This window comes from Nocardioides luteus, from assembly GCF_014648595.1.
Lineage (GTDB): Bacteria > Actinomycetota > Actinomycetes > Propionibacteriales > Nocardioidaceae > Nocardioides > Nocardioides luteus.
Genome location: NZ_BMRK01000029.1, coordinates 1 through 12,426, shown reverse-complemented (window position 1 = coordinate 12,426; position 12,426 = coordinate 1). Strand labels below are relative to the sequence as shown.

At 71.1% G+C, this 12,426-nt stretch carries 11 protein-coding genes; 5 read left to right on the top strand and 6 right to left on the bottom strand.

Going from position 1 to position 12,426, the window contains the following annotated elements:
- Positions 1-20 precede the first annotated feature (20 nt).
- Together IEY81_RS22495 and IEY81_RS22490 are read right to left on the bottom strand one after the other, a co-directional pair.
- Positions 21-1,313, bottom strand: coding sequence for a hemolysin family protein (locus IEY81_RS22495; protein ID WP_189120737.1), 1,293 nt, complete (start codon positions 1,311-1,313; stop codon positions 21-23).
- 90 nt (positions 1,314-1,403) lie between these two features.
- Positions 1,404-2,471: a class I SAM-dependent methyltransferase gene (locus IEY81_RS22490; RefSeq protein WP_189120736.1), complete on the bottom strand. Its 1,068-nt coding sequence runs from the start codon at positions 2,469-2,471 to the stop codon at positions 1,404-1,406.
- An 84-nt stretch (positions 2,472-2,555) separates the two neighbouring features.
- Between IEY81_RS22490 and IEY81_RS22485 the strand changes: the two genes are divergently transcribed.
- Positions 2,556-3,494 carry a LysR family transcriptional regulator gene (locus tag IEY81_RS22485; protein ID WP_189120735.1) on the top strand — a complete coding sequence of 313 codons (939 nt, stop codon included), beginning with the start codon at positions 2,556-2,558 and terminating at the stop codon, positions 3,492-3,494.
- Here IEY81_RS22485 and IEY81_RS22480 read toward each other — a convergent pair.
- Entirely contained in the window at positions 3,451-4,344 is an 894-nt protein-coding gene (locus IEY81_RS22480) for an LLM class flavin-dependent oxidoreductase (RefSeq protein WP_189120734.1), read from the bottom strand. The genes IEY81_RS22485 and IEY81_RS22480 overlap by 44 nt on opposite strands.
- A 130-nt stretch (positions 4,345-4,474) precedes the next feature.
- On the opposite strand from IEY81_RS22480, the gene gdhA reads away from it, so the two are divergent.
- A complete protein-coding gene (gene gdhA / locus IEY81_RS22475; protein ID WP_189120733.1) occupies positions 4,475-5,824 on the top strand; it encodes an NADP-specific glutamate dehydrogenase in 1,350 nt (449 codons plus the stop codon).
- A 73-nt stretch (positions 5,825-5,897) separates the two neighbouring features.
- On the opposite strand, the gene IEY81_RS22470 is transcribed toward gdhA, so the two are convergent.
- Positions 5,898-7,178 carry a M48 family metalloprotease gene (locus IEY81_RS22470; RefSeq protein WP_189120732.1) on the bottom strand — a complete coding sequence of 427 codons (1,281 nt, stop codon included), beginning with the start codon at positions 7,176-7,178 and terminating at the stop codon, positions 5,898-5,900.
- 132 nt (positions 7,179-7,310) lie between these two features.
- On the opposite strand from IEY81_RS22470, the gene IEY81_RS22465 reads away from it, so the two are divergent.
- Positions 7,311-8,264 carry a LuxR C-terminal-related transcriptional regulator gene (locus tag IEY81_RS22465; RefSeq protein WP_189120731.1) on the top strand — a complete coding sequence of 318 codons (954 nt, stop codon included), beginning with the start codon at positions 7,311-7,313 and terminating at the stop codon, positions 8,262-8,264.
- A gap of 52 nt (positions 8,265-8,316) precedes the next feature.
- Here the strand turns inward: IEY81_RS22465 and IEY81_RS22460 are convergent, their stop codons facing one another.
- The gene (locus IEY81_RS22460; RefSeq protein WP_189120730.1) at positions 8,317-9,408 is read right to left on the bottom strand and encodes a hypothetical protein; all 1,092 of its coding nucleotides are present in this window, start codon (positions 9,406-9,408) and stop codon (positions 8,317-8,319) included.
- 243 nt (positions 9,409-9,651) lie between these two features.
- Here IEY81_RS22460 and IEY81_RS22455 point away from each other — a divergent pair, with 243 nt between their 5' ends.
- The gene (locus IEY81_RS22455; RefSeq protein WP_189120729.1) at positions 9,652-10,917 is read left to right on the top strand and encodes an MFS transporter; all 1,266 of its coding nucleotides are present in this window, start codon (positions 9,652-9,654) and stop codon (positions 10,915-10,917) included.
- Between the two features lie 20 nt (positions 10,918-10,937).
- Here the strand turns inward: IEY81_RS22455 and IEY81_RS22450 are convergent, their stop codons facing one another.
- Positions 10,938-11,675: an SDR family oxidoreductase gene (locus tag IEY81_RS22450; protein WP_189120728.1), complete on the bottom strand. Its 738-nt coding sequence runs from the start codon at positions 11,673-11,675 to the stop codon at positions 10,938-10,940.
- 134 nt (positions 11,676-11,809) lie between these two features.
- On the opposite strand from IEY81_RS22450, the gene IEY81_RS22445 reads away from it, so the two are divergent.
- Positions 11,810-12,376, top strand: coding sequence for a TetR/AcrR family transcriptional regulator (locus IEY81_RS22445; RefSeq protein WP_189120727.1), 567 nt, complete (start codon positions 11,810-11,812; stop codon positions 12,374-12,376).
- Positions 12,377-12,426: the final 50 nt, after the last annotated feature.

Here is a 12,426-nt window from a genome sequence, read left to right as displayed (position 1 = left end):
TCGAGCGAGCTCGGCTGCACTCACTCCGCTGCCGGCGGTGGCGTCAGCGGACGCAGCGCGATCTCGGTGACCCGGTTGCCGCTCCTGGCAGCGACCTCCAGGGTGCCCTCCGGCAGGACCAGCACCTCGCCGACCTCCGGGATGTGCCCGAGCCGGGAGATGAGGTAGCCCGCGACGGTCTCGTAGCTGCCGTCCTCGAGCTCGATGCCGGTGGACTCGGCGAAGTCCTCGATCGTCATCGCGCCGTCGATCCGGGAGAGGTCGCCGTGGTCGCGGATGCGGGCCTCGCCGTGGTCGTACTCGTCGCGGATGTCGCCGATCATCTCCTCGACGAGGTCCTCGAGGGTGACGATGCCGTCGGTGCCGCCGTACTCGTCGACCACCATCGCCAGGTGGCTGCCGCCCTCGCGCATCGTCGCGACCGTCGGGATCACCCGCTTGCTCCCCGGCAGCGCGAGGACCGGCCGGCAGACGTCTTGGATCGTGCGCTGGTCGTCGGGGGTGACGCCGAGCAGGTCGCGTGCGTGCAGGAAGCCGAGGATGTCGTCGAAGCCCTCACCGGTGACCGGGTAGCGGGAGTAGGGCAGGTCGCGCACCTTCGCGGCGGCCGTCGGGAGCGGCATCGAGGCGGGCAGGAAGGTGACGTCGCCGCGGGGGCGCATCACCTCCTTCAGCGTCGTCTCCGTGGTGGCGAAGACGTCGCGCAGGATCCGGCGCTCGTCCTCCTCGAGCTCCTGGTTGGTGGAGACCATCTCGCGCAGCTCCTCCTCCGAGACCTCCTCGGCGGAGGCGTTCGGGTCGCCCCCGAGCAGCCGCACGACGGCGTTGGTGGAGACCGAGAGAAGCCAGATCACCGGCCGCATCACGCTGGCGAACCGGTCCAGCACCGGCGCGACGGCCAGGGAGATGCCGGCCGCCTTCTGCAGCGCCAGCCGCTTGGGCACGAGCTCACCCAGCACCAGGGAGAGGTACGCGATGAACAGGGTCAGCACGATCAGCGCGACGGTCTCGGCGACCGCCTCGCCGAGCCCGAGGCGCTCGAGGTAGGGCGCCACGTCGGGGGCGATCGTCGACCCGCCGTAGGCCGCGGAGAGGAAGCCGGCGACGGTCACGCCGATCTGCACCGCGGCCAGGAAGCGGTTGGGGTCGCGCGCGACCTCGGCCACCCGCGCCCCGCGGGGCCCCTTCCGCTCCATGGCGGCCAGCTGGCTCTCCCGCAGCGAGACCAGGGCGAGCTCGGTCGCGGCGAAGACACCGCCGACGAGCACGAAGACCACGACCAGCCCGAGGGCGAGGAACGTCTGACCGTCCATCAGGCCCGCTCACCCCTCATGTCGACGACGTACGAGCGATGGGAGCGTCGGGACCTCTTCACAGGTACGAATCTACAGAAGCGCCCCTCCTCAGGGTCGGACCTCGAAGACGTTGTTGAACGGCGTCTGCGCCGCGATCCGGAACCGGGTGAAGCCTGCGGTGGTGACGACGCCCCGGATCCGGGCCGGTCCGGCCTGGGTGCCGAGCGCGACGCCGACCGGCTGCGAGAGCGACGCGGGCGTGCACAGCAGGGTCGAGAAGCCGTAGTACGCCCGGCCGATCGGGTTCAGGTTGTCGTCGAGGTGGTCACCGGCGGCGGGCTCGACGATCATCCAGGTGCCGTCGGGCGCGATCACGCTGCGTACGTGCCGGGCGGCGCCGACCGGATCCCCCATGTCGTGCAGGCAGTCGAACATCGTCACCAGGTCGTAGCCGTCGCCCGAGAACTCCGCCGCCGAGGCCACCTCGAAGACGGTGCGCTCGCCGACGCCGGCCTCGGCCGCGCGCTCGCGGGCGGTGGCGACCGAGCCGGCGTGGTAGTCGGAGCCGGTCACGACGGACTCCGGGAAGGCCGAGGCCATCAACACCGTGGAGGCGCCGTGGCCGCAGCCGACGTCGGCCACGCGGGCACCCGCCTCGAGCTTCGGGACGACGCCGTCGAGCGCCGGCAGCCACTCGGTGACGAGGTTCGCCGCGTAGCCGGGCCGGAAGAACCGCTCGCAGCCCGCGTGCACGTCGCCGTTGTGCTCGTGCCAGCCGACGCCGGACGCGTCCCGCGCGGCCTCGATCACCTGGTGGGCGTCACGGACGGTGCCCAGCGCGATCTGGAAGAACCCGGGCAGGTACGCCGGGCTGCTGGCGTCGGTGAGCGCCACCGCGTGCTCCGGCGGCAGCGTGAACCGAGCAGTCGTGGCGTCGAAGTCGATGATGCCGCCGGCCGCCTCGGCGCTCAGCCACTCACGGGCGTACGGCAGCGCGGTCTCGGTCCGGTAGGCGAGCTCCTCGGCGGTGGTCGGTCCGTGGTCGGCGAGGTCGCGGTAGTAGCCGAGCTCGTCCCCCATCCGGACCAGCGCACAGCCGAGGGTCGAGCCCACCTCGTCAACCGCACGCATCACGAAGGCCATCAGCCTGTCGGTGTCGATCTGTGTCGTAGTCATCATCTGCTCCCATCGGTCGGTTTCGCCCGACGCTAGGAGCGCGGATGATGAGGAACAACGATGGTTCCTGATGAGGTATGAGCGATGCTGATAGGTCAGACGCGAGGCGTCCGGGTGCTGTGCGAGGTGGCGGCGCAGGGCTCGTTCTCCGCCGCCGCCCGCACCCTCGGCATGACACAGTCCGCGGTCAGCCAGCACGTCGCGGCGCTCGAGCGCGAGACCGGTCTCGCGCTCGTCGACCGCGGCACCCGGCCGCTCGAGCTCACCGAGGCCGGGGCGATCCTGGTCCGGCACGGCCGGGCGGTGCTGGCCCAGCTCGACGGCGCCGAGCAGGCGCTGGGCGCGCTCGCCGGTCGTCGCGCCGGCCGGCTGCGGTTGGGCAGCTTCCCGACGGCGCTCACGACCTTCGTGCCCCAGGCCGTACGCCGGCTGCGAGCCAGCGCGCCGGACCTGCTGCTGACGGTCGTCGACGACCACATGCAGGGTCTGGTGCCCCGGCTGGCCAGCGGCGAGCTCGACCTGGCGGTGGTCTACCAGAGCCTCGCGCAGCCCGACGACACCCTCGACCGGATGCCGACCCAACCGCTGTTCGACGACCCCTACCGGGCGCTGCTGCCCGCCGGCCACCGGCTGACACGGCGGACGAGACCGATCCCGCTGGCCGACCTCGCCGACGAGGTCTGGATCGGCGGACGGCCGGGGAGCTCGTGGTTCCGGATCCTGCTCCAGGCCTGCCGGGCGGCCGGCTTCGAGCCGCGGACCCTGCTCACCACCGACGACCATCGCGCCGTCCAGGCGTTCGTGGCCGCCGGGCTCGGGGTGGGCGTGGTGCCCGGCCTCGCGGCCTCCTTCCCCTCCCCGGGCGTGGTGGTGCGCGACCTGGCTCCGGGCGCCCCGGCACGCCGCATCGGCGTGGCCCGGCCGCCCGGCGATCCGGTGCCGCCGCCGGTCACCTCGATGACCCGGATCCTGCGGGAGATCACTCGCGAGCGGAGCGCACCAGCGGCACGACCTCGCCCATGAGCCGCTCGAGCTGACGCTCGTGCTCGGCCACCGGCCAGACCAACAGGAGCTCCGTGCCGGCCTCGGCATAGCGGCGCAGCAGCGCCGCGCACCGCTGCGGCGGGCCGATCAGCACCCGCTCGGCCAGGTCCTCCGCCGGCCGGCCGAGCAGCCTCGCCAGCCGACCGAGCCAGGCAGCCTGCTCTCGACGGTCGTCGGTGACGTACGTCCACATCGTCGCGACCGCGCACCGGAGGCCGAGACGCGCCCGACCGTCGACGACCTGCTCCGGCGTCGTGTTGTAGGCCGAGGCCACCCACCCGTCACCGAGCCGCGCGACCCGGCGCAGCCCGGCCGGCGACCCCCAGCTGCCGATCCAGACCGGCGGGCCGCCCGGGTTCGCGCCCTGCGGCTCGAGCACCGGCAGGCCGGGTCGCGGCCGCTGGCCCAGATGCGCACGGAGCTCACCGACCGCGGTCTCGAAGCGCGACCAGCGGTCCTCGGGGTCGATCCCGGCCAGAGCGAGATCCACCCGAGACGAGCCCGGCCCGACGCCGAGCAGCAGGCGTCCCCCGGAGAGCGCGTCCATGGCAGCGGCGGCCTTGGCGAGCGCCGCTGCTCCGCGCACCGACGGGAGCGCGACGGTCGTGGCCAGGGTCAGGTCGGCGCTGGCCTCGATGACACCGGCCAGCGCGACCAGGCCGTCGAGCCACGGGCTCGGGAAGTGCAGGTGGTCGTTGGCCGCCAGGGCCCGGAAACCCAGGTCACCGGCGGTGCGGGCGTACGAGGTGAGCGCGGCGATGTCAGCGGTGCCGCCGGCACCGATCCGGTCGAGCGGCTCCAGCAGCGGCAGGTGGGCGCCGTACTCCACGTACGGATCCTATGACCTCACCAGCCGGACGGAGGTCGGTCACCGCTGCGATACGTGAGAACGTGGATGGTGGCGTGCTGATCCCCTCGACGACGTCGGGGCAGCGCGCGGAGACGAAGGAGACCACGACATGACGTCCCTGAACAGCACGCTCCAGCCGATCTACGACGAGATCCTGGCGCGCAACCCCGGCGAGACCGAGTTCCACCAGGCGACCCGCGAGCTGCTCGACAGCCTCGACGCGGTGGTCGGCCGCCACCCGGAGTACACCGAGGCGGCGATCATCCGCCGCGTGTGCGAGCCCGAGCGGCAGATCATCTTCCGGGTGCCGTGGGTCGACGACTCCGGCCAGGTGCGGCTCAACCGCGGCTTCCGCGTCGAGTTCAACTCCGCGCTCGGCCCCTACAAGGGTGGCCTCCGCTTCCACCCGTCGGTCTACCTCGGCATCGTGAAGTTCCTCGGCTTCGAGCAGATCTTCAAGAACGCGCTGACCGGGATGCCGATCGGCGGCGGCAAGGGCGGCTCCGACTTCGACCCCAAGGGCCGCAGCGACGCCGAGATCATGCGCTTCTGCCAGTCGTTCATGACCGAGCTCTACCGTCACATCGGCGAGTACACCGACGTACCCGCGGGTGACATCGGCGTCGGCGGTCGCGAGATCGGCTACCTGTTCGGGCAGTACAAGCGCATCACCAACCGCTACGAGTCCGGCGTGCTCACCGGCAAGGGCATCAGCTGGGGCGGTTCGCTGGCCCGCACCGAGGCGACCGGCTACGGCACCACCTACTTCGCCCACGAGATGCTCAAGGCGCGCAACAGCTCCTTCGACGGCAAGACGGTCGTGGTCTCCGGCTCCGGCAACGTCGCCATCTACGCCGCCGAGAAGGCCGCCGAGCTCGGTGCCACGGTCGTCGCTTGCTCGGACTCCAGCGGCTATCTCGTCGACGAGAAGGGCATCGACCTCGACCTGCTCAAGGACGTCAAGGAGGTACGCCGCGAGCGCATCTCCGCCTACGTCGACGAGCGCGGCAGCTCGGCCCGCCTGGTCACCAACGGCTCGGTGTGGGACGTCCCCTGCGACATCGCGCTCCCCTGCGCGACCCAGAACGAGCTCAACACCGCGCAGGCCACCGAGCTCGTACGCAACGGGGTCTCCGTCGTCGCCGAGGGCGCGAACATGCCCTGCACCCCCGGCGCCGTCAAGGTCTTCTCCGACGCCGGCGTCGCCTTCGCCCCCGGCAAGGCCGCGAACGCCGGCGGCGTCGCGACCAGCGCGCTGGAGATGCAGCAGAACGCCTCCCGCGACTCGTGGAGCTTCGACTACACCGAGGAGCGTCTCCACAACATCATGGTCGACATCCACGACCGCTGCCTCACCACCGCGGAGGAGTACGGCGCTCCCGGCAACTACGTCACCGGCGCCAACATCTCCGGCTTCATCCGGGTCGCCGACGCCATGCTGGCGCTCGGGGTGATCTGAGGCGCACGCCGTGGCCCCGGGATGCGCTCGGCATCCCGGGGCTCTCAGGGTGAGGCGGTGACTCGGCTCCGCGTCAGTCGGCGTCCGGCGCGACGATCTCGGGGAGCACCTCCTCGAACCGGTCGATCACGGTCTGCGAGGGCAGGATGTGTCCCTGGTCGCCCGCCGAGTCCGCCAGGTCGACACCCCACATCGCGGCCCGGGCACGCTGGTTCGGCGTGCCGTGGTGGCCGTCGGAGGTGAAGGAGCAGTCGCCGACGTAGTTGAAGCTGCGGACCACGTCGACCAGACGCTTGCTGTTGAGCCTGAGCCCGCCGGCGTGGGTGCTGAAGTAGCCGGCCATCCCGTCGGCCATCAGCTCGGTGCGACGGGTCGCCTCCGGCCCGGTCGCGTCGCCGAAGACGTCCCGCTCGTACTGCACGTGGTGGGCGAACTCGTGCGAGAGCACGGCCTTCGGACCGATCTCGTCGATGCCCATCGCGTCGAGCGCGGCGAAGAGCCCGTCGCCGAACGCGATCCGGTCCGAGAGGCCCGCGAACGGCGAGCCCTCCGGCTCGTCCACCGCCGAGAAGGCGAACGCGTTGAGCGTGAAGATCGGGTTGTGCCCACCTTGCAGGGCGGGGTCGCCGTGGACCAGGGTGCGGATCAGCTCGGCCAGCGTCACCGTGACGTCGGAGGGGTTCTCGGGGTCGCCGCCGCCCATCAGCGTCAGCACCTTCACCGACCGCTGCTGCGACGCCTCGTCCAGACCGTAGACGCTTCCGGTCATCGGCACCGCGATGATGTCACCGGAGGGGATGTCCCAGAACTTCTTCGCGTCCCGCACGGTGTGCGAGATCGTCATGTTCTCCGCGCCCCCGTCGAAGGACCGCGGCAGCTCGTGGCCGAAGAACACCGCGTCGTACGCCGGGAGGTCGAGGCCACCGAAGAGGCTGAGCAGGAGCAGCGTGACGAAGTTGGCGTCGGCGAGCAGCGAGTCGACGTACGCGTCCAGCGGGGTGGCCGCGCACTCGTACTGCTCCGGGTCGATCGCGCGGGAGATCGCCGCGCGCACCGCGGAGTCGTCGACGCCGAGCTCGCGGTTGAGCATCGTCTGCCGCTCGAGATGGTCGGCCGGGAGCTGGTCGATCGCCGCCAGGACCTGGGTCTGCACGTCTGCTGGCAGGCCACTCTGCGGAACCAGTGCGCGGTAGTCGTCGAGCGTCTGGGGCATCGCGAGGGAGTCGGCGGCCGCGGCCGTCGGACCCGTCTGGGTCGCTGTCGCCGAGGGAGCGGCGAGGGCGGGAGCGACGGGACCGAGTCCGATGGTGAGGACCGTGCAGGCCGCAGCGAGGGCGAACATGGGCTTTCTCATGGTGCTCCTTCTTCAAGGCATCGAGCAGGTCTTGCTCGGCTCACAGCCTCGCGGCCGCGGAGCGCTCAGGTCGAGATCTTGGGGTGGCCGGAATACGACTTGGCGGCGACCGGCCACCTGTACGGTGAGCCCATGTCCATCGATCGCGAGGGCGTGGACCCGGTCTCCTTCGGCGACGTCGGCATCGGCGAGGACGCGGTCGAGATGTACACCCATCTGGCCCGCCGCGGTCCCGTGCCGGTCGACGACCTGGACGCCGAGGTCCTCCAGCAGCTGCTCGAGGTCGGGCTCGCCACCAGCGAGGCCGGTCGCGTCGACGCCCTCGCCCCGCGCGCCGCGCTCGAGACGATCGCCGACCGACATCGGCAGGCGGTCGCCGCGGCCCACCGGGCCGCCGACACCCTCGCCGAGGTCTGGCACGCCCAGCGAGCCGCATCCTCCTCCACCGTCGTCCACACGGGCACGGCCGCCGACGAGGCCGTCCGCGCGATGATCGCCTCCGCCGAGGACGAGCTCGTCGCCCTCAACCTCGGCCCTCGCGGCAGCCGCAAGGTCCGCCCTGCCCCCGGCGTGATCGACGCCCTGCAGCGCGGACTGACCATCCGGGTGCTCTACGACAAGGCGATCCTCTCCGACCCGGCCGCGCTGGAGGTCGCCCGCGAGTGCATCGGGCTGGGCGAGAAGGCCCGCGTCCTCCCCGACGTCCCGGTCAACCTCCTGGTCACCCACCGCCAGGCCTCCCTGACCCTCCCGTACGTCGAGGGCAAGAACCGCCGGATCGTGCTCTCCTCCGACGCCGGCGTCGTCGAGGCCATGCGCCGCCTCTTCGAGAGCTTCTGGACCCTCGGCATGCCCCTGCGCGCCCGGTCCGGCCCCCTCGACCCCGACACCGGCGACGGCCTCCCCGACTGGTCCGCCGACCTGCTCATGCTCCTCGGCCTCGGCCTCACCGAGGGCGCCATCGCCCGCGAGCTCGGCATCAGCGAGCGCACCGTCGGCCGCCGCATCACCCGCCTCCAGCAGGCCCTCGGCGCCCGCAGCCGCTTCCAGCTCGGAGCCCAGGCCACCCGCCGCGGGCTGATCTGACCGAGCCGCAGAGCAGCTACCGCATCAGGTTCGGGGTCATCCGAGGCTGGGGTCAGCGGAACCGCTGGACCGCTGTACGCAGCCGACGCACGCGCCCTCCGGCCTTCTCGGGCTGCTCAGCGGCCTTCTTGCGTTCAGCCACGACCTCCCAGCGCCGGATGGCGAGCCCGGCCATGGCGCCGACGGCGACGTCGAGGACGTCGCCGTCATCGGGCTGGACGGTGCCTACGGCCAGGTCCTCGGGACAGAGCAGGTCGGCCTCGTCACCGACGATGCGAGCTCCCGATCGTCTCAGCTCGACCAGCTGACGCCGAGTGACCTCGATGCACCACGGGAGCGCCTCGGCGGGAAGCCGGACCGGCATCCGGCCGCTGTCGGCCATCAGGCTCTCGCGCACGATCCAGCCGCGCACGGCCTTGCGGTAGAACGGCCGCTTCGGCACCTTCCGACGGGAGAGCTCGAGGTTGAGACGCCGCACCATCTCGGCCTGGGCCAGCGACAGCGACCGGTTGGCGACCGTCGCGCCCGACCTCATGCTCAGGATCGACGGGTCGACACCGACCTCCGCACAGAACAGGTCGACGATCCCGGGGCCGTCGCCGGACGGGGACGGCGTGGCGATCACGCTGACGTCGTCGGCCCGCTCGCTCCAACGGGAGACGATGTCGGGCAGGTAGTGGCAGGCCCAGAACCCGGATTCGCCGGGGCTGCCGTGACGGGTGGCCGCGACGTACTCCTGCAGAGTCGCGGTGCCGCGCTCCTTCACCGACTGCTGCCACTCCGAGGGGATGGCGACACCCCAGTGACGCGCGGTGATGAGCACCCTGACCTCGTAGCCGAGCCCTTGGATCGTTGCCACGATCTGCGAGGCCAGCCACTGCGGCAGCTCAGCCAGAGCCTCCAAGGAGATGATCTGCCGTTCGGGACCGACCTCCAGGACACGTACGAGACGGCCGACGGCCGCCTCCTGCAGCTCGCGTCCGCCGTGGGCGAGGTCGGCGATCACCTGGGTCATCCCGTGCGGGGTCGCACGCAGCGCGACCGACTGCTCGGCCAAGGCATCGGCAGAGCTGCGCAGCAGCTGCTGCAGCGAGGTCGTACCGCTCTTGCGGGTGCCGATGTGCAGGAACACCACTCCGCTCATCGCGGCAGCTCCGGGAGACCTGGAACCGTCTGGTCGAGCCTGCAGAGACCGGACGTGTCGACCAGCAATGCGTTGCGACGAAGGAGTTTCTCGAGAACACGATGGGCGCGGCGCACAGCGCACGACTATGACCCGTGAACATTGAGGCTCTCTGGCAGTTTCTTTGCAGTTTCATGACAGACCTGCCCACGGTCCTGCTGACCATGCTTGGCTGCGATGTCTTCTACGCGCAAGACTGCATGTGTGAGTGATCGAGACCCTGGCCCGCAGCAGGACTCGACACAGACAACGGAGGCGGCCGCCCGTCAGAGAGCGGACAACACCGGACGCCCCTCGCCTCGCGGCAGCATCGGCTGGTCGGTGGCGGCGGCGTTCACGGTCACGGCGGCGTTCGGTGTCTCGAACGCACCGACTCCGCTCTACGGCCACTGGCAAGACGCGTGGGGGTTCGGCGACGGGGTGCTCACCGTCGTGTTCGGCGTCTACATGCTGGGGCTGGCGCTCGCGCTCGCCGTCGGCGGGCCGAGCGCCGACCGCTACGGTCGCAAGGCGGTGCTGCTCCCCGGGCTCGCGGCGTCGGCCCTGTCGTGCGTGCTCTTCGTCTTCGCCGGCGGCATCGGCTGGCTTTTGGTCGCGCGTCTCGCCGCCGGCCTCGGCGCGGGTGCTGCCATCACTGCCGGGATGGCAGCGGCCGTCGATCTCGCCGGAGCGGAGCACCGTAGAGCAGGCGCGCTGTTCGCCTCGACGGCGATGGTGATCGGCGCCGGCCTCGGCCCGCTGATCGCCGGCGGGATCATCCAGTCGGGCGTCGGACAGCCACAGACCCCCGTCTTCGTCTCCACCCTCGCGATCGTGGCCGTCGCACTGGTCATCGCCTTCCGACTCCCACTGACCCCGCCGGGATCGCAGTCCGGCCCTCGGCCACGGTTCCGTTGGCCGACGGTGCCGCGGCTCAACCGGGGCGACCTCGCGCGGGGTCTGACGACCTACGGCCCGGGGCTGACGATCACCTCGCTGGTGCTCTCGCTCGGGCCCACGATCCTGTCTCGGCTGCTCGAGGAGTCTCGGGCGCTCCTCGCAGGCGTGATCGTCTGTGTGATGTTCCTGGCCGCGGCCGCGGTGCAGTTCGCGCTGGCCAGGCTGAGCGTACTGAATCTCCTCGCCCTCAGCTCCGTCTGCGCGATCGCCTCGATGGCTGCTCTCGCCGTCAGCGTCACGCTGACCCCATCCGTCCTGGTCTTCTTCCTGGCCGCAGTGCTCGGCGGCGCGGCGCAAGGACTCGGCCAGCTCGCCGGCCTCACGCTGCTGTCCCTGCACGTGCCGGCCACCCGACGGGCCGAGGCCAACGCGGCGCTCAACATCAGCGCCTTCCTCAGCGCCGCGCTGATCTCCGTGCTCACCGGCTACGCCTCCGACCTCACCGGCCTCCGGCACGCCGTCGAGCTCTTCGCCGCCGTCCTCGCGGCGTTCGCGTCGATCAGCCTGGTCGTCGTCCGACGGCGGGTCTGACCAAGCGACGGCTGACCTCGCTACGCCTGCACCGTGGGCCGGACGACGATCTCGCTGACGTCGATACCCTCAGGCTGCTCGATCGCGTACGCGATGGCCGAGGCGATCGCCGACGGCGGCATGGCGATCTCGTCGCGCTGTCTGGCCAGCTCCGCCGCGGCCTCGGGACTGCCGCCCTTACCGACGCCTTCGGTGTTCGTGAAACCGGGCGAGACGAGCGTGACACGCAGGTCGGGGCCGGACTCCTGACGAAGACCCTCGGTAAGCACCTTCACCGCGGTCTTGGTGGCCGCGTACACGGCCTGCGGGGACTTCACGACGTACGCCGCTGTGGAGGCGACGTTGACGAACTGCCCCGAGCGCTGCCGGCGGAAGACCGGCAGCGCCGCCCCGATGCCGTTCAACAGCCCGGTGATGTGGGTGGCCACCATCGCATCCCAGTCGTCCTGACGTAGATCGTCGAACGGGGACACCGCCATCGTGCCGGCGTTGGAGACCAGGACGTCGAGACGCCCGAAGCCCTCCAGCGCGGCGCCGACCAGGCGAGCGAGGTCGTCGCGACTGGTGACGTCCACGACCACCCCTCGGGCCGAGCCACCCGACGCGGTGATCCGCTCGACCACAGCCTCGAGCCGGTCCTTCCGGCGCGCGCCGAGCACGACGTGCGCGCCTCTCTCGGCGAGGTGGACGGCCGTGGCCTCACCGATCCCGCTGCTCGCCCCCGTGAGTGCGATGACCTTTCCTCCGATACCCGACATGTGTGCGGTCCTTTCGTGCCGGCGCTCCGCGCGTCCGGATCCAGAGTCTGAAGTGGAGACGCCTCCGGTTCACCACCATAAGTGGAGACGCATCCACTTATCAAGCTATGCTCGCTCCGAGACGGGGAGGCACGATGACCGAAGGACCGCAGCGGCAGGTACGCGCCGACGCACGGCGGAACCGCGAGAAGATCCTGAGCGCCGCCGCTCGGCTGTTCGCCGACCATGGGCTCGACACCCACCTGGACCGCATCGCACGAGAAGCCGGGGTGGGCGCCGGGACGCTCTACCGCAACTTCCCCTCCCGCGAGTCGCTGGTCGAAGCTGTCTACCGGCACGAGGTCGCCGAGCTGTGCGAGGCCGCCACCACCCTTCTGGCAGAGGAGCCACCCCTCGAGGCGCTGCGCGCATGGATGCGGCTCTTCCTCGACTATGCGACCACCAAGCACGGCATGATCGACGCGCTCCGCGCGATCGCCGCCACCGGAGGCAACCCCTACGGCGACAGCCGTGAGCTGATCCAGCATGCCCTGAGCGCGCTCATGGACGCCTGCACCGAGGCCGGGACGATCCGCACCGACATCCAGGTGACCGATATCGGTGCAGCCCTCGAGGGCATCGCTCTCACCTCAGCAAGGCCCGACCAGCGCGACCAGGCCGAACGGCTCCTCGACCTGACCCTGGACGGCCTTCGCGCCTAGGTGTACTCGGCCAGGAGGTTGGTGACACTCCGAGTCGGTTGTTGACGTAG